The 22,435-nt window shown below is 41.6% G+C and carries 17 protein-coding genes; 4 read left to right on the forward strand and 13 right to left on the reverse strand.

All coding sequences use genetic code 11. The features are described 5' to 3' along the window. Positions 1–241: 241 nt before the first annotated feature. From J3U68_RS08570 to J3U68_RS08585, 4 genes are all read right to left on the reverse strand, one after another. Entirely contained in the window at positions 242–463 is a 222-nt protein-coding gene (locus tag J3U68_RS08570) for a hypothetical protein (protein ID WP_267376105.1), read from the reverse strand. A gap of 567 nt (positions 464–1,030) precedes the next feature. Beyond that, the gene (locus J3U68_RS08575) at positions 1,031–1,696 is read right to left on the reverse strand and encodes a hypothetical protein (RefSeq protein WP_267376107.1); all 666 of its coding nucleotides are present in this window, start codon (positions 1,694–1,696) and stop codon (positions 1,031–1,033) included. 384 nt (positions 1,697–2,080) lie between these two features. Next, complete coding sequence (locus J3U68_RS08580; protein WP_267376109.1) at positions 2,081–2,482, reverse strand: hypothetical protein; 402 nt, start codon at positions 2,480–2,482, stop codon at positions 2,081–2,083. Positions 2,483–2,749: 267 nt separating this feature from the next. Beyond that, positions 2,750–3,151, reverse strand: a complete 402-nt coding sequence (locus tag J3U68_RS08585; RefSeq protein WP_267376111.1) for a hypothetical protein — start codon at positions 3,149–3,151, stop codon at positions 2,750–2,752. Positions 3,152–3,480: 329 nt separating this feature from the next. On the opposite strand from J3U68_RS08585, the gene J3U68_RS08590 reads away from it, so the two are divergent. Further along, positions 3,481–4,311 carry a hypothetical protein gene (locus J3U68_RS08590; protein WP_267376113.1) on the forward strand — a complete coding sequence of 277 codons (831 nt, stop codon included), beginning with the start codon at positions 3,481–3,483 and terminating at the stop codon, positions 4,309–4,311. 161 nt (positions 4,312–4,472) lie between these two features. Here J3U68_RS08590 and pgeF read toward each other — a convergent pair whose 3' ends face one another. Together pgeF and rluD are read right to left on the reverse strand one after the other, a co-directional pair. Further along, positions 4,473–5,264 (reverse strand): peptidoglycan editing factor PgeF, encoded by a 792-nt coding sequence (pgeF, locus tag J3U68_RS08595; RefSeq protein WP_416384645.1) that lies wholly within the window; start codon positions 5,262–5,264, stop codon positions 4,473–4,475. 9 nt (positions 5,265–5,273) lie between these two features. Next, positions 5,274–6,401 carry a 23S rRNA pseudouridine(1911/1915/1917) synthase RluD gene (rluD, locus tag J3U68_RS08600; RefSeq protein WP_267376114.1) on the reverse strand — a complete coding sequence of 376 codons (1,128 nt, stop codon included), beginning with the start codon at positions 6,399–6,401 and terminating at the stop codon, positions 5,274–5,276. Here rluD and J3U68_RS08605 point away from each other — a divergent pair. Continuing rightward, positions 6,400–7,206, forward strand: coding sequence for an outer membrane protein assembly factor BamD (locus tag J3U68_RS08605; RefSeq protein ID WP_267376115.1), 807 nt, complete (start codon positions 6,400–6,402; stop codon positions 7,204–7,206). The genes rluD and J3U68_RS08605 overlap by 2 nt on opposite strands. A 790-nt stretch (positions 7,207–7,996) precedes the next feature. Here the strand turns inward: J3U68_RS08605 and speD are convergent. From speD to J3U68_RS08625, 4 genes are all read right to left on the reverse strand, one after another. Next, the gene (speD, locus tag J3U68_RS08610) at positions 7,997–8,392 is read right to left on the reverse strand and encodes an adenosylmethionine decarboxylase (protein WP_267376116.1); all 396 of its coding nucleotides are present in this window, start codon (positions 8,390–8,392) and stop codon (positions 7,997–7,999) included. Continuing rightward, the gene (locus J3U68_RS08615) at positions 8,392–10,227 is read right to left on the reverse strand and encodes a DUF4178 domain-containing protein (protein ID WP_267376117.1); all 1,836 of its coding nucleotides are present in this window, start codon (positions 10,225–10,227) and stop codon (positions 8,392–8,394) included. Before J3U68_RS08615 ends, speD begins: the two co-directional genes overlap by 1 nt. A gap of 9 nt (positions 10,228–10,236) precedes the next feature. Next, complete coding sequence (locus J3U68_RS08620) at positions 10,237–11,271, reverse strand: SPFH domain-containing protein (RefSeq protein ID WP_267376118.1); 1,035 nt, start codon at positions 11,269–11,271, stop codon at positions 10,237–10,239. A gap of 270 nt (positions 11,272–11,541) precedes the next feature. After that, positions 11,542–11,940 carry a DUF350 domain-containing protein gene (locus J3U68_RS08625; protein WP_267376119.1) on the reverse strand — a complete coding sequence of 133 codons (399 nt, stop codon included), beginning with the start codon at positions 11,938–11,940 and terminating at the stop codon, positions 11,542–11,544. Between the two features lie 423 nt (positions 11,941–12,363). Between J3U68_RS08625 and J3U68_RS08630 the strand changes: the two genes are divergently transcribed. Both J3U68_RS08630 and J3U68_RS08635 read left to right on the forward strand, forming a co-directional pair. Next, positions 12,364–13,872, forward strand: a complete 1,509-nt coding sequence (locus J3U68_RS08630; protein ID WP_267376120.1) for a polyamine aminopropyltransferase — start codon at positions 12,364–12,366, stop codon at positions 13,870–13,872. A 9-nt stretch (positions 13,873–13,881) separates the two neighbouring features. Beyond that, positions 13,882–15,504: an FAD-dependent oxidoreductase gene (locus J3U68_RS08635; RefSeq protein ID WP_267376121.1), complete on the forward strand. Its 1,623-nt coding sequence runs from the start codon at positions 13,882–13,884 to the stop codon at positions 15,502–15,504. Positions 15,505–15,809: 305 nt separating this feature from the next. On the opposite strand, the gene J3U68_RS08640 is transcribed toward J3U68_RS08635, so the two are convergent. The 3 genes from J3U68_RS08640 to J3U68_RS08650 form a co-directional block, all read right to left on the reverse strand. Then, positions 15,810–17,219 carry an FAD-dependent oxidoreductase gene (locus tag J3U68_RS08640; protein WP_267376122.1) on the reverse strand — a complete coding sequence of 470 codons (1,410 nt, stop codon included), beginning with the start codon at positions 17,217–17,219 and terminating at the stop codon, positions 15,810–15,812. Positions 17,220–17,266: 47 nt separating this feature from the next. Next, on the reverse strand, positions 17,267–21,733 hold the full coding sequence (gltB, locus tag J3U68_RS08645) for a glutamate synthase large subunit (RefSeq protein ID WP_267376123.1): 4,467 nt from the start codon (positions 21,731–21,733) through the stop codon (positions 17,267–17,269). Positions 21,734–22,131: 398 nt separating this feature from the next. Continuing rightward, positions 22,132–22,416 (reverse strand): pyrimidine/purine nucleoside phosphorylase, encoded by a 285-nt coding sequence (locus J3U68_RS08650; protein ID WP_267376125.1) that lies wholly within the window; start codon positions 22,414–22,416, stop codon positions 22,132–22,134. Positions 22,417–22,435 lie beyond the last annotated feature (19 nt).

Consider the following 22,435-nt stretch of genomic DNA (forward strand, 5'->3'; position numbering starts at 1 on the left):
TTATTCATGTATATTTTCAAGAAATGCTGGTTAAATTCTAACCATCATTATTGTATAAACAACTTTGCCCTAAGTTTTACCAACTTTGAATTATCAGCTTAGATCATTAATCGGATTTAAAAACCGTTTGGAATATTCAATGAATGTTGAGTGATGCAGATGTACCAATAAGATTAAAGAACATGACTAAATTTGTTTGCTGTACTTGAATCTATATGTTAACGCTTGTTTTAAAACATGATTAATAATAAGTAATTGTTCTTTCAGTCGCTAGTCGGGTTACAACATTTTTAAAACCTTCCTCTTCCGTTGCGTTGAGCCAATCATTTTTATCATTAAACCCTGAAAAAGTAGTTATCCTAGAATAGGCTCCGCCTTCCATCGCATTTTCATCTGCTGTTCTAAAGATTTCTAATTCGTTTAACCGTTGAAAATGATCATATAGATATGAATAGAAATACATATGGAGTGCCGTACCGTTAAGGGTAAAGGAAACTTCTCTTAGATGTTGGTTTTCAAAAGTAGATGCTCTTTATTTTTTATTCCTGTTATATTCAATTTCGTATTATAAGCCCATTTTACAGGAGTAAATAGTAGGGGAGATTGAACATTTTTCTGGGTATATTTTAGAATAAGAAAAATATATTGTAGGGTTTCTTTTTGTTCTTTTTCTTCCTGGCGAAGAAAACTAATAGAGCCATGAGAATTAACATTAAGTAATGTTTTGTTCTTGTATGTACTCTTTTTATGAAAAGCAAATTGGTATTTAGATGGCTCCTGATCGGTAAAATACTGAAATTCCATTGATGAAATAATGTTAATGAATTTATTTTTTTCTAATTGAAAAAATATCAAAACCTTTAGATTTAATCTTTTCTAATTGTTTATAAAGTTATAATCTATTTTTACTCTAATAATATCTCTATTTCTTTTTCTGTCATAATTTTAATTTTATCCTCTAAATGTATTTCCTAGTGGATATTTCCCCCCCATGACTTGCTTTATTTATGTTCTATTAAATACTATTTATTTAATGTACAACACCGTTTTCGTCAATATTATAATTATCAAAATTAGTTGTAATTATATAACCCTGATCTGCATCTTTTTGCATTCCTAAAACTCTTCCCTGGACTACCTTATAAAAATGTAACCATCGGTCTTTGTATTCTTCAAATTTCTTTTGATCTCCTATTAAATAATAAAGCTTAAATAATAATTCATCTTCTTGATGAAAATAATAAGGGTCTTTCACAGTACAAGAAGCAAACTTTAAATACTCGGTTATAGTTTCTATTGCTTTTTTATATTCTTTTAACTCTATAAAAGCTTGCCATAGTAAAGAATACGTGGAAAGCAACCAATTAATTAATAAAATATCTTTTTGTTCAATTGTATAACTCCATCTCTCTATATCATTATTCTTAAGGATAAAACTACATTCTTCTATGACTTTTTCATACTGTTTTTGTTCAAAATACAACTGTGCTAAACGTATTCTATCTCCTGCGAATAGCGGGTCTATCTCTAATGCCTTCTTATAATACTGTTCTGCCAGGACTATATCTCCCATTAAATAAGCAATCATTCCTTTTAGTTCATAAATCTCTTTGTAATTGGGGTCTAATGCTAATGCTTTTTCGCAGTATTCCAGAGCAATCTCTTTTTCCCCTTTACCGTAGTAAGTACTCGCCAATAAGCCTATATACTTTTTTTCTTTAGGAAATTCAGTGTGTAGCTGATGGAGGATTGCCAGCGCTTTAGCGTATCGCCAAAAAGTCTTTCGTTATTGGCTTTTTTTAATAAATTCTCTATTTCTCTTTCTGTCATAATTTTAATTTTATCCTCTAAATGTATTTCCTGGTGGATATTTCTCCCCATGACTGGCAGCAGAAGAATCAATCAACTGAATCTCTCTGGTATTTGCTGTCACATAATTTATGTTTTTCAGGTACCACTCTTTGGGTAAAAACTTTATCATTGTTAAGCTCCCTAAAATTATTTATCTTTTTTCCCTCTATATAATTGGTAAATGACTAAATATCTAAGATACACAGATTGAAAAAGTGTCATTGCATATTTATAAATTTGACCGATTGATAAAAGTATAACTTGAATCGCCTTTTTGACTGTACACGTTATTGTTTTGTTTTGCTTCAATGTCTTCAATTTTCCATGTTATTTGTTTACTCACTAAGCAGTTATTATTATCAAATTGGTAACGATCATTTTGGCTAAAAACAAAATTTTCCGCATCCGATTTTTTAATTTGTTCAGACTCAACAATTTTACCTTGTGCATCAACTTTAAAATTGATAATCGTATGATTCTTATCAGATTGGTTATCGATAATAGTTTGCCAACCAAAATCCTTTTTTTGTAAACTTTCAGTATAATTAAGCTGAGTGTTATTTAAATAGAGGTCATATTGGCTTTGAGTGAATAAACCATTTTCATCATAAGCAACGATGTGTTTAGCCATTGATTCATCATGGTAATGCAAAGTTCAAGTCTCTTGCTTAATGCCTTTAGCTGGTATATCGATAAAATCATCGACCTTTAAAATATAGTTGTTTGCTAGAACCACATTTTGTGAAGGATTATCAGTACACATCAACGCCAAAACATCCATTGATGTTATAGATAAACATGTTGCGAATAAAATAGATATTATGTTTTTTGCCTACTAATCTACTTAGTTGATCGTTATATTAAATTTATAGAATTAACCATTTATCATTATTTAACATTACTGTTTTCTCATTAACCATGCATCGGCCCAGTTAACGGCTGAGACTTCCGTTGATACTGTTTTGTTATCATCTGATTGATCATTATTTTCAATCTTATCTCCATGAATTAGGGTTTTACTCACTTTTCGAGGCGGCTTATCCAAAAATGAAAGCAGCATCTTGGTATAGTCAGATTCTGGCGAATAGAAGATCTGCTCACGCGATCCTTGTTCAATAATTTCGCCATCTTTCATCACCACCACTGGATGACATATTGAGTACACTAAGGTTAAATCATGACTAATAAACAAATAGCTTAGCTGGTACTTTTCTTGCAATGATTTTAGCAAATTAATATTTTGCTTATGTCCATAATACGCATTATAAAGTAAACCGGAAAATAAAAATTTATTCGCCATTTAGGTTATTTATGGGTACAGCAAGGTTTTTTGCCTGACAAATGGTCATCTTTTTAGGTGTTGGTTTGATTGTGTATGAATATTAAAGCATGCTACCCGAGAAAATGATGAATTGATTTTTTAGCATAGACAACTGAACCACGTTATGAAAAAAACTAGCGCAAAAGCCTTTCTCGCGCTCATGCTATGCTGCTTGTCTACGCTGGCTTTAAGTGTAGCCTTATGGTTATTGAGAATATCAAATGATTCTATTTATTTTAAATTTATTATGGTGGTAATATACACCGTCTTATGCTTGCCATCTTGTTGCTATCAATGCATGGTCAAATATGAATGAACCAGATCGTCTTTCAGTTCACCGTACACCGTTGATTTATGTCATTTTCATTGGTGGTGCAGCTGATAAAGAATCTTTTTTATGGGGTAATGTTAAGCTGCCGTTTGATCAACGCAGACCGCATTATATGACCTATCATCTGGCTCGGCGTTTCCATTTCCGTTTGCGCAAATACCTGCAAACAGCGTATGCCATCTCCCCTTCGATGATTAACCAATACTATCGATGTGATTATTTGAGCTATTCTGAGGTATTTTATCGCGATGCTCGGCGTTATGAACCCGATAATCTTAGCATGCGAATAGAAGCACCCGCTTTTCAACGTTTATTGCAAAATATCGGATCTCAAACGCAAGTGTTTATCGTGGGTCACAGTTTGGGTGCATGGAATGGAGCGCATCTAAGTCATTTACTGGCAGCACATGGGATTAGTTGTCGTTATTTAATCACGCTTGATCCTGTCGGGTATGGAAATCATGATTTTCCTTTGGCTGGGCATTTGATACGACAAGCTAAGATCTATCCCCTTGTACCGGTGCCGGTATGCGCCAACTGGATCAATATCCGAGGTTTTCACATCCGCTTGCGCCATCACTGCTATTCCCGCACATGGAGAAACTGGGTTTCCTGGGCTGGTGGACAATGGTTGGTGAAGGATGCTCAGTCTCAAAGCCAATTACTTGCGAATGAAGCCACCTCTCTGCCCCACCATTGGGTTGAAGAAATGTTTAATTACCCGACTCAACTTGGTTACAGTGCCAATACTGCACTGCAACAGGAAATTGCCACGATTGTGCGACAGTCAGGTCTTGTTCCGGCGTGACATTGGCGTATTCATGGCTGGTTGTCATACTGCAAGCATTATCAATCTGGTCACTGTGCAACTTAGGTTTGTTACTGCCGGATCAGTTCTAACACTTTGAGACTACTGCATCTTTGTGTTTCAGCCGTGGATATGAAATTAATCTCACAACTTTTTGGCGGTTAATCTAACCATATTGCACTGAGCATGCGTCCAGTTTGCCCCTCGCGACGGTAGGAAAAATAGCGATCACGTTGCAAGACAGTACATTCAGTTCCACCATACACTTGATGAACACCAGCATCCGCTAAAGCCAGTCGCGCCAAAGCATAAATATCAGCCAGATAATGATCATTATCAATTTCGATAAAAGCTGCCTGAGCTTTGGGCTGTGGCAGGCAGAAAGCTTTCCACACCTCTGTGCCCACTTCAAACGCCTCCGGCCCAATGGCTGGTCCCAGATAAGCCATGATTTCTACTGCCGGAACCTGCATAGCCTCAACAGTATTCTGCAGGATCCCACCGGCCAGCCCGCGCCAACCTGCGTGAGCTGCAGCCACAACTGTTCCGGCACGATCACACAGCAACACCGGCAAACAATCTGCGGTCATGATGGCACAGGCCACCGCTTCCCCTTGCCGGCTGAAACTGGCGTCAGCTTCAGGCACATATCCCTTATGCGCTGCTGTTAACGCTGTTGTCGCCGCCATCACTTCAGTGCTATGCACCTGTTGCAGATAGGCAAGAGGTTTGGCGACATGTTGCTGTATTAAAGCTCGATTTTGCTCAACAGCCTGAATATCATCACCGACATGCATGCCCAGATTGAGGGTAGCAAAAGGCGGACGGCTCACCCCCCCTTGACGTGTCGTCAGTAAGGTATGGACATTAGACGGTGCCGGCCAGTGAGCAGCAAAAAATGTCTGATCATCGTGTTTCAGACCCAAAGCCTGATTCATATCCCATTGAGTCATTGGCTTTCCTTATTCACGCACGTAAATGACATCAACATCATAATCATCATCGTCCCAGTCTTCATCATCTGGTTCGGTTGCCAGACGTTGCTGCCATTCATCTTCATGTCGTAGCGATGAACTCATACCAGCCTGCAAACGCAATACCGATAAAAGATGATAGATATCGGCAGCTAATGGCGCTTCGAATTGCACTACTTCATGTGTTTGTGGGTGCACAAAGCTTAAGCGGTAGGCATGTAATGCCTGTCGCGCCATGGCTTTAATCGCTGTTTTGACTTCAGGACTGGCCGGATGACGGGGATTGCCATACTGCGCATCTCCTGCTAGCGGATGTCCAGCTGCTTTCATGTGTACCCGGATCTGATGTGTACGACCGGTTTCTAACTGACATTCAATGTAGCTAAAGTCAGCATACCGCTCTAATACTTTGACATGGGTTATGGCTTCTTTCCCGCCAAATGGAACCACCGCCATACGGGTACGATTATGCGGATCTCGCCCAATCAGCGTTTCAATTTTGCCATCAAAAGGGACTATTCCATCGGCAACTGCCCGATAAGTCCGTTTAACAGTGCGTTCCTGCAGCTGCCGCACCAAGTGATTCTGGGCTGGTAAGGTTTTAGCCACCACCAGTAAACCGCTGGTGTCTTTGTCCAAACGATGAACAATGCCGGCACGGGGTATTTGTGTTAGTGCAGGACAATAGGCTAACAGACCGTTTAAGAGGGTTCCCTGCCAGTTTCCTGCTGCCGGATGCACCACCAAGCCAGCAGGCTTATTCAACACTAGCACACTTTCATCTTCATAAATGATATCTAGTGGCATCTCTTCAGGGGTGAAAGCTTGTTGCATCTGATCGGCCTGAATAACAACTTGAATGTTTTCACCACCAATTAATTTAAATTTGGGTACCACTATCGCATTATTTACGGTAACATGACCTTCCTTTATCCAGCTTGTCAGGCGACTGCGGGAATAGTCAGGCATTAATTTAGCTAATGCAGCATCCAAGCGTAAGCCGGCCAGCTCATTGGGTACGATCCAATTTTTGCAATTTTCTGCATGATGATCTGCCGCAAAAGGTAAATCATCGTTATAATCGTCATCATTCTCTAACAAAAAAGTGTCTTTCATGAAAAATTTGTTTTTGGCGGTGGCTTTAGGCTTATTACTGACAGCCTGTGCCAGTACAAGTACAGTCGATAAAGACTCCCAAATCACCCAGGATTGGTCGGTTCAGCGTTTGTATAAAGAAGCCCACGATGAACTGATGCACCATAATTATACTCGCGCTGAGAAGTTATATGAAATTCTGCAGGCGCGGTTTCCTTATGGATCTCATGCCGAGCAAGCTCAACTTGATACTGCTTATGCTTATTATAAGGACAATGAACCTGAAAAGGCTTTGGCCGCGATTAATCAGTTTGTCCGCTTATATCCAAAGCATGCCAATATGGATTATGCATTATACCTCAAGGCATTGATTCAATTAAACGAAGACAAGTCATTCGTGAGCAAAATAGCCAAACAAGATTGGTCTGACCGCGATCCAAAAGCCAATCGCGAAGCTTATGCCACTTTTGCTGAATTGGTGGATCGCTTTCCAAATAGCAAATATGCCAGTGATGCGCGCGATAAAATGCAAAAATTGCTTAACGCTCTGGCTGGACATGAGTTGTCTGTCGCTCGGTATTATATGAAACGCGGTGCCTGGCTGGCAGCGGCCGGAAGAGCGCAAATCATCATTTCTCAATATCAAAACACACCCAATGTGGAAGAATCCTTAGCTATTTTGGTGGCAGCTTATCAAAATCTGGGCGAACAAAAGCTCAGTGACGATGCCAAACGTGTTTTGGGGCAAAATTTTCCCAATAGTCCATATCTGCAGAACCCATGGCGAGATCACAACGATATCCCTTGGTGGCGTTATTGGAAATAAGTTGGTCATGGTATGTGATTTAGCTTGATGATTAAAACCACCAGTTCTCTGGTGGTTTTTGTTATCCAGAGCACGTATAACTTACATGTGGCAAGAACGAATTAACAACACCGTTAATAGTGCTTTGATTTAACTGGTTTTATCAGTGCTTTTATTCAGGATAAACATTTTATATGCAGTCTGATGTCAAGGCAGCCAACGGTTTGGCTTGGGTAAAAAGTAAATCAACATCAATCCAATAGTGACGGGTTGAATCAAGATAGTTTGGTCAAACTGCTATTTGATTGATGAAATTCTTTCAGACGCATGCACTGAGTCACAAACGTTGTTCAAGATTTAATGCTCACTAAAAGTGTGAGTTGTTGAGGATGATATCAAGTTTAACCGTCTAAATTGATCGCTTAATCACTTTGTTACAACGATCGTTTAAAAGTGTGTTTAGTTCAACCATCACTCCATGGTGATATTGAAAATTTTATTGTGACGTTAAAGAGAAAATTAAGCTAAACCAGTGATATAGCCGGATAAATTGCGCTGAATGGTTTTATACTTTGGTTGATACCAAGTTGATTTCTGTCACCTTAATATCAATTTTTGAATTTTTAGTGTGGGCAGATAAAAAGCACACTTGAATCAGTCGCCATAGAGATCGACACACTGGTAAACGCATTTACCCGGTTTTGAAGAAAATATGCGATCTGATCATCTGCATCATGCATAAAGCATATCTACCCACTCGTTGATTTTTTTAACTACTGATATTATCCCTTTATATTGTGTAACAAACACATTATGGTGCCATCTCTTCACAATCACTATGCTGCCTTTCCTCAGTACAACCTCTTTGCACTAAGCGTATTTCAATTCGTGCTCCAGCTAATTGCTGTTGAAATACGCAGATGGCCGATTGCATTGATAAACGCCCACACATAAAAATATCGACGGCGGCATATTGATACTCAGGCCAGGTATGAATACTCATATGTGACTCGGCCAACAATAATACGCCCGTCACCCCCCCATTTCCTCCAAAAGTGTGAAAGTGACTGGTTAAAATATGCGCTTGTGCTGCTTGTGCAGCTTGATAAAGCAATTGTTTGATCGCCTGTTCATCTTGCAACCAACCACAATCCTGCGGATAAATCTCTAGTAAACCATGCTGCCCTATTGCATATTTTTTTTGCATTATTTATGCCATCGACTATTAGAATGATGATAACTGGAAGAACCAGAGTAAACGATTGCCTTGTAAACCTTCCAGTGAAAAGTGGTCAAAATCATCACAGAAATAATACAGTAATAAGGAAATAATTTTGTTCTCACTAAAAACAATTTAAATTTGCCGAAATATTTCTCACCTAATAAAAATTTAGCCAAATAGTAACTAAAGTACACAGTGGCAAAATAGATAAAATCATTTTCATTTTCATTATCATTAATACAAGCTAAACCAAATATAGGCACATTCAGAAATAAAAAAACAAACATCCATAGTTTTGATTTATACAGGGAATATCCTGAACTTTGTCGCCACCATTTTCGCAGCAATTTTTTATTGCGAAAATCTTTTGCGGTAATACCCAGATGTTCTTGAACCAGATTATCGGCATTTTCTCTTGCCATTGGTTTCGCTGGGATAACCGTTTTTTGATCTTTTTGAAACCATGTGGCCACCGCTGACGCGGGTACTTCGCTGATCACAGACCAAGATTGTTCTTCAGGATTTAATGTGGTCGACAGTTTATGTTTAGGAGTACCAAAATCCCGATAGTAATTAATATCATCAGCCTTGACTTGCCAGTAGAAAGCCCCTGCTGCGTACAATACCTGACCACCGTAATCATACAAACAGCGTAAATCTTTATCGTTATATCCTGCTGGTGTGATGATGCCTGGAAAATCAATCTTTGGCCAGATATCTAAAGTGCTAGCCAGCGACCAATGGTTATCCTCTTGTTCAGTCAGCCATAAAAAACCTTTTTTAGGTGAATACAATAAATATTCGGTCCAGACTGAAGTAAAATCTTCCTCATCGTTTTCATCTTGAGAATATGGGGTAATAGGTAGTTTGCATTTTTTCAAGGCGTCTTCGGGAGGTATTTCCTTGATGACTACTGCACCTAATACCAGCCAGTTATGTCCATCAATCCATGCCTGACTGCCGGGTTTTATGGTTAGATTTTGTTTCTGCTGATCACGTTTTTTTTTACTTTTTAGCAACTGTAGCTTATCTTGGCTGAGACTGACTGTACTGTTGCATTGCTGACAGATAATGTGGTTGGTTAAGGCGCTGACCCATTGAATGCTACCGCCACAGGATGGGCATGAACCTGTTTGCACGCTACCCTTAATTCTGCCTGACTGAGCGCGAATTTGATCTGCTGTGCGGATATGCTGTAATTTTAATGATTCTAAACTAACACCTTCACCTATGAAGATTTTTTGCTTGCCTTTCGTATTGGCATTCTCGACCGTCATAAAGTATTTGCCGCAGCGCAAATCGATGCTGTGCACTTGCTGCTGCATGGGCAAATCGGTAGGTAGCTCGCCTTCTCCTACATAATTGCCTGCTTTAATCAGACGTACATCACTGATAATCCAATTTTTACCTCGAAAAGTAGGCTGTCTATAACCACATTGCAAGGTATCAAGCTGGATCTCTTGTCCAATTTGTTCCAGCGTAAAGACAAAACGGTCGCCAGACTCGGATAACCAGCCGCTACTACCGTCAGCAAATAAGGCATGCCATTCATTCCACACGCCCGCATCATAATTAACCTGAATACGACCAATCAATACAAATGGTTTTTTATTCCATACTCCAGATGTTCCTATTTGCAACGGCGATAAATCATCCACAACCGCGGAAGAACGATGGCTGCTGATTAGTTTCTGATTCTGAATCAGTAATACTGAATGACAGTATTGACAGACTGCTGTCAGCGAGGTGGCTGAATGTACACCAACTTCAGCGCCACAACTGGGGCAATTAGCGTGAAAAAACAGAGACTGATTATCCATATTTCCTGATTAACTGGTTATTTTTTTTATGATTTCTGCTTTAGCGGCGTCATAATCATTTTGGCTGATCAGATTTTGCTCCAACATACTTTTTAATTGGGCTAATTTAACGGTGTGCTCATCAGCGGTTGAGGTAGCCTGAGGCTGGGCTTGGGCAAAATTAGGGTTTAAAGCTGCATTCATGCTACCAGCAATCCCCATTCCAGCCGCCAGACCGGCGCCAATACCGGCAATGCCACCTTCATTTTCGGCCGCTTTGGGTATGGCTTGTGCTGTCTGATATTGTGTATAACGGCCAAGATCGCCAACAATCCCCATTCCGATTCTTTCTTCCATTTGTTTTTGCAGATTTTCTGGCAGGGTAATGCTTTCAACAGTAAAGGATTCCAATTGTAATCCTAAGGCTGCGAATGCCGGTTGCAATAGTTTAGTCATCTGCTCGGATAACTTTAACTGATTGGCAGCCATATCGATGAAAGAAATATCCGCTGTACCAAAGGCGGTAGCCAAATTAGTCACCGCCAGATTTCTGATTTGTTCTTCCAGACGTTCGGAGCGATACTCTTCACAAACACCTGTTACCTGACGAAAGAACATGGCTGGATCGGCTATGCGGAAAGAATACATACCGTATGAACGCACGCTTACTGCTCCAAAGTCCTGATCGCGAATGGTGACAGGCTGGGCTGTTCCCCATCGCTTAGATAACTGCTGACGCATGTTGAAGAAGTAGACATCAGATTTAAACGGTGATTCAAATAATTTTGACCAGTTTTTCAGATTGGTGAGTAAAGGCAAGTTTTGGGTGATCAGGCTATGGGTTCCGACTTCAAATAAGTCAGCAATAGAACCTTCATCAACAAACAGTGCGCTTTGGGAATCACGCACAATCAGCGCCGCCCCATTCTGGATTTCCTGATCTCGTATGGGGAAACGCCACATTAAAACATCTGGTTCAGGATTTTCCCATTGGATAACATCGATAAATTGTTTCTTAATGAAACCACCCAAACCTTTACTACCAAAAATTGAATCTAATATCATAAATTTTCTCCGATTTCGTCGTACGGTACCGATTACTCAATGCTGCAGGTTAAATTAAACCAAATATGATTGGTTAGTAACGGCTTGATGACATGTTAAAGGTTGATCTCGTCTATCATTATCTGCAAAGCTTAGAGTGTCGGTGTTTCTCCATCAATATGGATAAATTGAAAGTTTTTCAGTCAAGTTTAAATCGCGTTTGTGTTGGTTTTAAATAGACAAAAAGCTCCATTTATTCATTTGCACCTTTGCTTTTTAGCAAATCTGATCTTAGCTTAATGAAGCTGCATTTAAAATGCCAATGGAAACGGAAAGACCGGAAAACAGGATACCGACAGCCACATTGTTATTTTTCAATTGCTGATTGGCTTGAGGAATCAATAATGTGGCGATGAAATAAACCACTATTTGAATTATAGCGGCGCCTATACCCCAGATAATAAAATCGAGCAGACTGGCTGAATGGAGCATGCTAGAAATCAAGGTGACACTATAGCCGATCATGGTACCGGTTAAAGATAAAGCACAGGCAGAATTACCTTGTCGGATTAAACTGAGTTCGGATACGGGTGTGATCCTCAAATAAACTGCAATATAGGTGACCATCATCACCAGACCGACAGCAAAAAATTTTAAATACAGCAGGTATTGCCATAAATGCGTAGTCATGTACTTAAATCTCTCATCACGATGACATAAATTCGTTTATCCCATCACTTTCTTCAACAGTGGCAAAGCGTGTCTCATGCTGAATAGTTAATGACAGAATGGTTAAGCAAAATCATGACAATTATAGCATTGTTATCAATCAATCCGTTAATTTTAGTAAGAATGTTCACTTAGCTACCAGGAAATTTTCTGGCTTGAGACTGGCTTACAAAGCCATGAGATCTCTATCAATGGATAAATCAGTTTTAAACCAATACAATCCAAATGCATAGATTAAAAAAATTTTTTAGGCTGATAAAAATGAACATATTTAGACCAGCTAAAGAGATTCTGTTAATAACACTTTGAGTAATTCTATTAACACAATAGCTATATTTATTAATATAATGAATTATTCTACCATGATTTTTTAAGAGTTGAGTAGTGAATCCAGCATTAATTATCTCGGTTTTTATCGTAGCCAGTTGTGGATTGGCGTACGAATTAATTATGGCTGCTTTGGCCAGCTATTTGCTGGGTGATTCGATTTTACAATTTTCTTCAATTATTGGGCTATACATGTTTGCAATGGGTATTGGTGCCCATTTGACTCGTTATATTAAAGATGAAGATACATTAAGCCGTTTTATTGAGATTGAAATACTGGTCGGGGTGATTGGGGGCATTTCAGCGTTATTGTTATTTGTCCTGTTCGGGTTTTCAGCCGCACCGTTTCGCACAATATTGTATGCACTCGTTCTGGTTGTCGGTATGGTGACCGGAATGGAATTGCCGTTAGTGATGCGGGTTTTGAATCTGCGTCAGGTCGAATTCAAGGAAGTGGTTAGCCGAGTATTGACTTTTGATTATCTGGGGGCGCTGGCCGTATCGTTGTTGTTTCCGTTAATATTGGCTCCGCGCCTTGGAATGGCGCGCAGTGCGTTGCTTTTTGGCATCCTGAATACGGTGGTGGCTTTGCTTACTGCCCGCTTATTTAAATCCAGTTTAGCAAAGTATGGTCGTTTACGATTACGCGGCACTTTGGTATTGCTGTTCTTACTTGGTTTATTTGTCTATGCCAATCTGATTACCAGCAAAGCTGAACAGCGTTATTATGGCGATCCGGTGGTTTATCAGACTGCATCACCCTATCAGCGACTGGTCATCACTAAATGGCACAACGATACTCGTCTGTTTCTTAATGGCAATCTACAATTTTCATCTGTAGATGAAGCCCGTTACCATGAAGCATTGGTCTTACCGGTGATGGAGCAAAACCCGAATGCCAAAACTATTTTGGTTTTGGGCGGTGGAGACGGACTAGCGGCACGAGAAATATTAAAATATTCTCAAGTTGAAAAGATTACTTTGGTTGATCTGGATGCCAAGATGACTGAGGTTTTTCGCCATTCCGCCGAGTTACGCCGTTTGAATGGTAATTCGCTTAACCATCCTAAAATGGAGATTATCAATGCTGACGCCGCTCAATGGCTGGAAAAAAACCAGCAAAAATATGATGTAATCATTATTGATTTTCCTGATCCGTCCAATTTTTCATTGGGTAAACTGTATTCAGTACCCATGTATCGTATGGTAGCCAGGCATTTAAATCCACTCGGTAATATTGTGGTGCAGTCTACCTCTCCTTATTTTGCCCCGCATGCTTACTGGTGCATTGCCAAAACTTTAGAAGCCGCTGGTTTGAAAATCCTTCCTTATCATGTCTATGTGCCTTCTTTTGGAGAATGGGGCTACGTCATGGCTAATGTAGAAGGACAATTCAACATCCCTGAACAATATCATGTCCCCACGCGTTATTTGGATCGTGAAAGTACCAAAGCGATGTTTTCGTTTCCCAAAGATATGGCTCGTTTACCGGTTGAACCAAATTACTTAAATACCCAGAAACTCGTAGAATATTTTGAAGCCGATTGGCGCATTGCCATGCGCTAAAACAAATTTATGAAATTTAGCCGTCGTCGTTTTCTCACCCATGCTTTAGGTACCAGTTTAGTCGGTTTGACCGGTTATAGCAGCTTTAGGCAATTTGTCCCCTCATTACCGGAAATCAACATCGATTTTCCAGGAAAAAATTTAGGTCATACCCTGCGCAAAGCCAGTATAACTTTGCCGGAAAATATCCCGACTGTTCACACCAATATTGCCATTATCGGTAGTGGTGCTGCCGCTTTGACTGTTGCCTGGCAATTGTCCCGAGCAGGCAGAAATGACTATTTGCTTTTAGAAGGACCCGAATATAATGGTAATAATCGGGGAGAAATTCAGTATGGGGTGCCTTATCCTACCGGTGCGCACTATCTACCGCTTCCTTCAGTAGAATCCACTCATATTCAACAATTGCTGACTGATTTAAAGCTGTATCAGGATGGTAAATATGATGAACTGGCAATGATACAGATTCCCAGTGAAAGACTGTTTTACCAACAGCATTGGCAAGAAGGTTTACTACCAGAAAATGATTTGGACAGTAAACGGTTTTTTCGATTTGTTGAGCAAACGAGTAATCAGCGTGGACAAGATGGCAAGCGTTTGTTTGCCATTCCATTGGTGTCCTCAAGCGACGACAATCAATGGCGCATGCTGGAAAAAATCACGTTCGCTCAATGGCTACAACAGCAAGGATACCGTTCTACCACTTTACTTTGGTATCTGGATTATTGTTGCCGCGATGATTACGGCCAAGGCATCAATCAGGTATCGGCATGGGCAGGTTTACACTATTTTTGCGCCCGCGACAATCAGCAGTCAGAGCACAGCACAGTCTTATCTTGGCCCGATGGTTTAAATGAACTGTCCCAAAGGATGCGGCAATTTTGTCAATTGCAATCAGTACAGCATTGGCCAAAATCTGTTCAATTACCACTGCCGATTGCATTAAACGCATCAGCACTGTCAATTAGCGAACACGATCAGGGTGTACGTATTTTGATGCAGACAGCACATGGTGAGTGTTATTGGCTTGAAGCAAACCATGCTGTTTGCGCTATGCCGTTATATATTGCTGCATATGTGGTCAAAAATATGGCTCAGTATGGGTTTGATCCTGCTAAACACATGCCGGCTTATGCTCCATGGATTGTTGGTAATTTTTTAATGCGTGGCTTACCCGCAGAAGCTGCTGGAGTACCGTTGTCTTGGGATAATGTGCTCTATCAGGGTAAAGGCTTGGGCTATGTGGTTGCGACCCATCAGCAGATTAGACAAGGTCCTCCAGCGTATACTTCTTTTACCACTTATACGGCTCTGAATCATGATACGCCTGCTAATATACGGCGCTGGATGTTATCCGCATCGCCTGCAGAAATTTATGCTCAGGTAGCATCAGAACTGGAAAGTATCTATGGAGTACAACTGCGCTCACAGGTTTTACAGGCGCGTTTAACTTTACGTGGTCATGCAATGGCAGTACCGCAACCAGGCTATTTAAGTAATCCAGGACTTTTGGCACTGCGCAATCATCATAGCCGATTGCACTTTGCGCACAGTGATTTATCTGGTTTTTCCATTTTCGAAGAAGCAAGCTACTGGGGTATGCAGGCGGCTGAACACATTCTAGGGCTTTAGACTGGTTGTGATGAGGTGGGCAAAGATTTAATTAGGCTAAAGTAATCATTTACTGATCATTGTTGATGCATGAATCAGTTTATCTCGTTAACTTTGATTGAATTGCATGATGGTTAATGCTCATAAAATCCTAGCCGGTCAATCTGACTATCCATTAATATTTTAACAATTTAAGATGAATTTTCCAATTAGTGCTAAATGGAGAAGCATGTAGGTTGCGATAATTTTATTTAAAACTATTTTCAGGTGCTCAGTGATTAAGAAAAACCGCATGTGCGCAACATGCGGTTTATTTTATTGATCCTTCAAACTTCCAGATGATCCATGATACTTTGGGCTGCTTCTTGACCTTCTGCTATTGCCGTGACCACCAGATCGGAACCACGGGTAATGTCGCCGCCGGCAAAGATTTTAGGATTGGCTGTTTGCTGCTTAAATTTGCCACAAGTTTGAATTCTGCCTCGTTCATCTACTGTCACGCCAACTTGGCTTAACCACGGCATGGCATGTGGGGCAAAACCGAAGGCAACAATGACGGCATCGCAGCTGATTATTTCTTCGGTACCAGCAATCACTTCTGCTCGTCGACGTCCATGTTCATCTGCCTGCCCTAAAGAGGTTTTGACTACTCTTAAACCGGTGACGTTATTGCCAGCATCAGTGACTATGCCTAAAGGTTGTAGGTTGAATTTAAATTTTGCCCCTTCTTCTTTAGCATTATTAAATTCTCTTTTCGAGCCTGGCATATTGGCCTCATCGCGACGATAGGCACAAATGACTTCACTTGCCTGCTGACGCACCGCTGTTCGGATACAGTCCATAGCGGTATCACCCCCACCTAAAACCACCACTTTTTTACCTTGCAGTGAAACATATTGCGTCGTGGGCAGATTGAGTAGATGTTCGGTGTTACCAATCAAATATGGCAAAGCCAGATACACGCCTTGCGCTTGTTCATTTTCGATCCCAGCGGTCAGCCCCTGATAGGTGCCGACAGCTAAAAACACAGCATCATATTCGCTGGCTATTTCCTCCAGTGAAATATCTTCACCAACATTCACGCCCAGCTTCAATTCTATACCCATATCACTGAGTACATGACGCCGTCGTTTCATCACTTCTTTTTCTAGTTTGAAAGACGGAATGCCAAAAGTGAGTAATCCACCGATTTCTGCTGCCCGTTCAAATACCGTGACAGCGATGCCGTTACGAATTAATTTGTCTGCACAAGCTAGTCCAGCCGGCCCCGCACCGATGACTGCCACTTTTTTATCGGTTTTTTCCACATGACTGATATCCGGCCGCCAGCCCTGAGCAAAAGCCTGCTCGGTAATGTACTTTTCGATCGCGCCAATGGTGACTGCGCCAAACTCTGCATTCAATGTGCAATCACCTTCACATAATCGGTCTTGTGGACAGACGCGACCACACACTTCCGGCAAACTATTGGTGTTGTGTGCCAACTCTACCGCTTCAATAATGCGTCCTTCGTTGGCCAGACGCAGCCAATTGGGAATATTATTGTGTAACGGACACTTATTTTGACAATATGGGTTGCCGCAGGCCAAACACCGATCCGCTTGTGCTATGGCCTGAGCCTGTGTGAAAGGCTGATAGATTTCTACAAATTGGTGCCGACGGATTGTCATCGGCTCTTTTGGCGGATTTACCCGCGGAACATCGACAAACTGATAAACATTTTCGCGTTGACTCATGGTGCGTTCCTTGCATTATTCTTGATTATTCAGGTCTCTTGCGCTTGCTATTGGGTTACCGCACGTAATTCCGTAACCGTACGCGGCTTATGTCCGAGCAATGCATTAACATCGTTGGCTTTGGGCTTAACCAGTACAAAACGGTCTACATAATTGTCCCATTCGGCCAATATGCGCTCGCCCAGCGGACTGAAGGTATTTTCTACATGTTCAGCAATCAAACCACGCAAGTTTTCCTGATGCATACCTAAGGAACTCAGTTCCAATCCCTCAACCAACTCGGTATTGATGCGTTGTTGGAACCGACCATCCACATCTAACACATAAGCAAAACCACCTGTCATGCCAGCACCAAAGTTGATGCCAGTTTGTCCCAATACACAGACCACACCACCGGTCATGTATTCACAACCATTATCTCCGATTCCCTCAACAACCACGGTGGCGCCAGAGTTGCGCACGGCAAAGCGCTCACCGGCTTTGCCGGAAGCAAACAATTTGCCACCAGTAGCACCATATAAACAGGTATTGCCGATAATCGTGGTTTCTTCCGGCCGAAAAGCCACTCCGCCATGGGGTCGAATCACGATTTTACCTCCTGCCATACCCTTACCAACATAGTCATTGGCGTCACCGGTCAGATACAAATTCACTGAGCCAGCCAGCCACACACCGAAACTTTGTCCGGCTGTGCCAGTCAGATGCAGATCAAATTTTTGAGTAGACAATCCACGATTGCCATAAGTTACCGCAATCTGGCCAGATAAAGAGGCACCCACTGAACGATCGGTATTGTTGATGTCATAACTCAGGTCAACATTTGTTCCATTGACTACCGCCTCGCCCACATCCTGCATAATGGTACGGTTAAGTCTTCCTTGATCAAAAGGCGGATTATTCTGAGTACAATAACAGGTACTGCCCGCGGGTACTTTAGGCTGATAAAGCAGTTTGCTTAAATCCAGCGTAGCCTGCTTCGGAGTGATGCCAGCAACCACTTCAAGTAAATCAGTACGTCCAATCAGATCATTCAACTGTGCGACACCAAGTTGAGCCATGATTTCCCGTACATCCTGTGCAATAAATTTAAAATAATTCATCGCTTTTTCTGGCAAACCATGGAAATGTTCTTGACGCAGCGTGTCGTCTTGCGTCGCCACACCGGTGGCGCAATTATTTAGATGGCATATACGTAAATAGCGACACCCCAACGCGATCATCGGTCCGGTACCAAATCCAAAACTTTCTGCCCCCAGAATGGCGGCCTTGATAATATCCAAACCGGTTTTCAAACCACCATCGACTTGCAGACGCACTTTATGACGCAGATTATTTTCAACCAAAGCTTGTTGCGCTTCCGCCAAACCAAGCTCCCAAGGACTACCTGCATACTTCACGCTGGTGATCGGGCTGGCACCCGTGCCACCATCATAGCCGGAAATGGTGATTAAATCGGCATACGCCTTGGTCACACCGGTAGCAATGGTTCCAACACCAGGCAAAGACACCAGTTTGACCGAAATCAGCGCGCGTGGATTGATCTGTTTCAAATCGAATATCAGTTGCGCCAAGTCCTCAATTGAGTAAATATCATGATGTGGAGGAGGTGAAATCAGCGTCGAACCTGGCACAGCGAAACGCAACTGAGCAATATAAGGTGTCACTTTATCACCTGGTAGCTGCCCGCCCTCACCTGGCTTAGCGCCCTGAGCCACTTTGATCTGAATCACATCCGCACTCATCAAATAAGCTGGTGTCACGCCAAAACGCCCAGAAGCAACTTGTTTAATACGTGACACTCTTTCGGTATGATATCTGCGCGGATCTTCACCACCTTCCCCCGAATTGGAAAATCCACCGAGACGATTCATGGCAGTAGCCAATGCCTCATGGGCCTCTGGGCTCAGCGCCCCAATCGACATCGCCGCTGTATCAAAACGTTGATACAAATTTTCAGCCGCTTCGACATTTTCTATGCCGATCGGCGTGGTTGTCTCGGTTTTTAAGCGCAGCAAATCCCGCAACATGGCCGGTGGACGATTGTTCACCACATCGGCATAACGACGATATTTGGCATAATCACCACTATTAATGGCTGCTTGCAAAGTGTTGACCACATCGGGGTTGTAAGCGTGGTATTCTCCCTGCGGTTTAAATTTAAGATATCCACCAATCTCCAGATCACGACTTTTCTGCCACGCTATTTTATGAAAAGATTGCAGATCTGCATCAAGCTGGGCAAACGTTGCCCCTTCAATGCGGTTGATCATGGTTTTAAAACACAAATCCATCACTTCTTGGTGAAAGCCAATGGCTTCAAACAAGCATGCGCAACGATAGGATGAAATGGTAGAAATTCCCATTTTGGAAATGATTTTATACAAACCTTTGTTAATCCCATCGCGGAAGTTTTTCATGACCACACGCAATGGCTTAGTGATGGCACCGATCCTCACCATTCGCGCCAGACTTTCATAAGCCAGATAAGGATAAACCGCCGTCGCACCCAAGCCGATTAGTACGGCAAAATGGTGTGGGTTTCGCGCTGATGCGGTTTCAACAATGATATTGGCATCACAACGCAAATTGGTTTCCACCAACCGTTGCTGAATCGCCCCAACACTAAGTACCGATGGTATCGGAATAAGATCCCGACTGATATGACGATCCGAAATCACTAATAACACCGCACCATTGCGCACCGCTTCCACGGCTTCATTGCCTAAGCGAATTAGAGCCTCTTTAAGACTGGTTTCTTTAGGGTTGTAGACCGCATTGAGAAGATGTTGCTGATAATACTCTGGTGATAGTTTCAATAATTGCATCATGTCAGAATACAACAGCACTGGTGATTTAAAGCTGACCCGATGCGACATTCCCTCAGCTTCAAAAAACACGCTCATTTCACGTCCGATACAGGTATTCAGACTCATCACGTGTTTTTCACGCAAAGGATCAATCGGCGGATTGGTAACCTGAGCAAAATACTGGCGAAAATAGTCATACAGGATTCTGGGACGCTGTGACAACACCGCAAAAGGAGTATCGTCCCCCATCGATCCAACTGGTTCCTGCCCGTTCTCACCTAATACCCTAACCACATTTTCCAGTTCTTCCAAATTGTAGCCAAACTGTTTTTGATAAATCAGTAATTCATTTGGCGTTAAACTGGATTCCCCCACCTGATCATCAGGCAGCTTCTCAAACGGAATCAGCGACAACACATTTTTATCCAGCCATTGCTTATAAGGATGACGGGCTTTCAATTCAGCATTGATTTCAGATGATTGCAACAGTTTGCCTTCGCGCGTATCAATCACCAGCAATTCTCCCGGACCCACCCGTCCTTTTTCCACCACTTCATCGGGCGCGTAATCCCAAATACCCACTTCAGAAGCAATGGTGATCAACCGGTCATGCGTAATCACATAGCGAGCGGGACGCAAACCGTTGCGATCCAGCGTACAAGCAGCATAACGACCATCACTAAGCACGATACCAGCCGGACCATCCCAGGGTTCCATATGCATGGAATTAAAATCATAGAAAGCGCGCAAATCCTCATCCATATCTGGATTATGCTGCCAGGCTGGAGGAACCAGTAAACGCATAGCACGAAACAGATCCATCCCGCCATTGACAAACAATTCCAGCATATTATCCATGGAACTGGAGTCAGAACCAGTTTCATTCACAAACGGTGCGGCGGTTTGCAAATCTGGAATCAGTGGCGTGTGATATTTGTAGGAACGAGCTCGAGCCCAAGCACGGTTGCCAGAAATGGTATTGATTTCACCATTATGAGCCAGATAACGAAATGGTTGTGCCAGCTGCCAACGCGGTAAAGTATTGGTTGAAAACCGCTGATGAAACAAACAAATAGCACTCTGCATGCGCAAATCAGCTAGGTCAGGATAAAACTTGGGCAAATCTTTAGGCATACACAGGCCTTTGTAAATCATCACCCGATTAGACATGCTACAAATATAAAAATCACGATGATCAATACGTTTTTCGATGCGTCGACGCGTCATAAACAGCCTGCGCTCCAGATCCCGCGGTAACCAACCTGCCGGCGCATTAATAAAAACCTGCTCAATATGTGGCATATCAGCCAACGCAATTTCCCCCAATACATTGGGGTTGATGGGCACAGAACGCCACAACAAAATATTCAAGGTTTCTCGCGTCAGCTCTTCTTCAATAATGGCTTTATATTCTTGAATTAACGCTTCATCACGCGGGAAAAACACCATGCCTACGGCAAAATTCTTGGCTAAAGTGACACCCTCTTCTTCAGCAATAGCTTGAAAAAATTTTTGTGGCATTTGCAATAATAAACCACAGCCATCACCTGTTTTCCCGTCAGAAAGAATCGCGCCGCGGTGTTGCATGCGTGACAGTCCCAGTATTGCCGTGCGCACTACTTTGTGACTTGGTTCACCATCAATATTCGCAATTAATCCAAAGCCACAATTTTCTCTTACCAAAGACTGGTCATATAATTTGGACATTTCCAAACCCCCTCTCGCTGCACTGACAGAAAGTACAATTTATTTAACAGAATGACTAACATACAAAAACTTACAGAGTTAAGTCAAAATTTTCTTTATCAGTTTCATCAAGAAAAACACTACAAAATTGATAAATTTTAGATTAATTAACTACTTAAAAAGGGTATTGAACTGACAAATGATGAATAAGGAGAAAAAACAGCCATTTTTCACTAAATTTAATATTAAAAAATTAATGACAAAATTGGACAAAAAAATTCGCCAACCACTAAAAAATGTCATTGGCAAATTATTATAAATGAGAATTATTATCGTTTAATTTAATATATCAAATAATTATATTTTGTCCTTCAGGCATAAACTAAATGTTACCCATATCATATATTATGCTATAGGTATTATTTCTGTCCGTAGGTGCACAAATAAGCCGTATCCTGCATCACCTTCACTGAAAACTTCTGTCCAGAGGCCACCTGAAACTCCTCGTTTTCATGATATGTCTGCCATTCATCACTAGCGGGCAACAACACTGATAATGCGCCGGAAATAACTTTCATCGTTTCAACCTGTTCAGTTAAAAAGGTGTATTCACCCGCTTGCATCACCCCCACCGTAGCTGGCAAAGTTGCTGTTTTCATCGAAATCGAAATGACTTTGCCATCAAAATATTCATTAATCCGCATCTTTTATCTCCTCAGTTAA

This window comes from Snodgrassella sp. B3882 (assembly GCF_026535915.1).
Classification (GTDB): domain Bacteria; phylum Pseudomonadota; class Gammaproteobacteria; order Burkholderiales; family Neisseriaceae; genus Snodgrassella.

Coding starts and splice junctions, on each gene's coding strand:
- J3U68_RS08640 (WP_267376122.1), bottom strand. CDS start 17,219: ATGAGTCAACGCGAAAATGTTTATCAGTTTGTCGATGTTCCGCGGGTA.
- pgeF (WP_416384645.1), bottom strand. CDS start 5,264: ATGACTCAATGGGATATGAATCAGGCTTTGGGTCTGAAACACGATGAT.
- speD (WP_267376116.1), bottom strand. CDS start 8,392: ATGCAAAAAAAATATGCAATAGGGCAGCATGGTTTACTAGAGATTTAT.
- gltB (WP_267376123.1), bottom strand. CDS start 21,733: ATGTCCAAATTATATGACCAGTCTTTGGTAAGAGAAAATTGTGGCTTT.
- J3U68_RS08580 (WP_267376109.1), bottom strand. CDS start 2,482: ATGGCTAAACACATCGTTGCTTATGATGAAAATGGTTTATTCACTCAA.
- J3U68_RS08615 (WP_267376117.1), bottom strand. CDS start 10,227: ATGGATAATCAGTCTCTGTTTTTTCACGCTAATTGCCCCAGTTGTGGC.
- J3U68_RS08650 (WP_267376125.1), bottom strand. CDS start 22,416: ATGCGGATTAATGAATATTTTGATGGCAAAGTCATTTCGATTTCGATG.
- J3U68_RS08625 (WP_267376119.1), bottom strand. CDS start 11,940: ATGACTACGCATTTATGGCAATACCTGCTGTATTTAAAATTTTTTGCT.
- rluD (WP_267376114.1), bottom strand. CDS start 6,401: ATGAAAGACACTTTTTTGTTAGAGAATGATGACGATTATAACGATGAT.
- J3U68_RS08605 (WP_267376115.1), top strand. CDS start 6,400: ATGAAAAATTTGTTTTTGGCGGTGGCTTTAGGCTTATTACTGACAGCC.
- J3U68_RS08590 (WP_267376113.1), top strand. CDS start 3,481: ATGAATGAACCAGATCGTCTTTCAGTTCACCGTACACCGTTGATTTAT.
- J3U68_RS08570 (WP_267376105.1), bottom strand. CDS start 463: ATGTATTTCTATTCATATCTATATGATCATTTTCAACGGTTAAACGAA.
- J3U68_RS08585 (WP_267376111.1), bottom strand. CDS start 3,151: ATGGCGAATAAATTTTTATTTTCCGGTTTACTTTATAATGCGTATTAT.
- J3U68_RS08620 (WP_267376118.1), bottom strand. CDS start 11,271: ATGATATTAGATTCAATTTTTGGTAGTAAAGGTTTGGGTGGTTTCATT.
- J3U68_RS08635 (WP_267376121.1), top strand. CDS start 13,882: ATGAAATTTAGCCGTCGTCGTTTTCTCACCCATGCTTTAGGTACCAGT.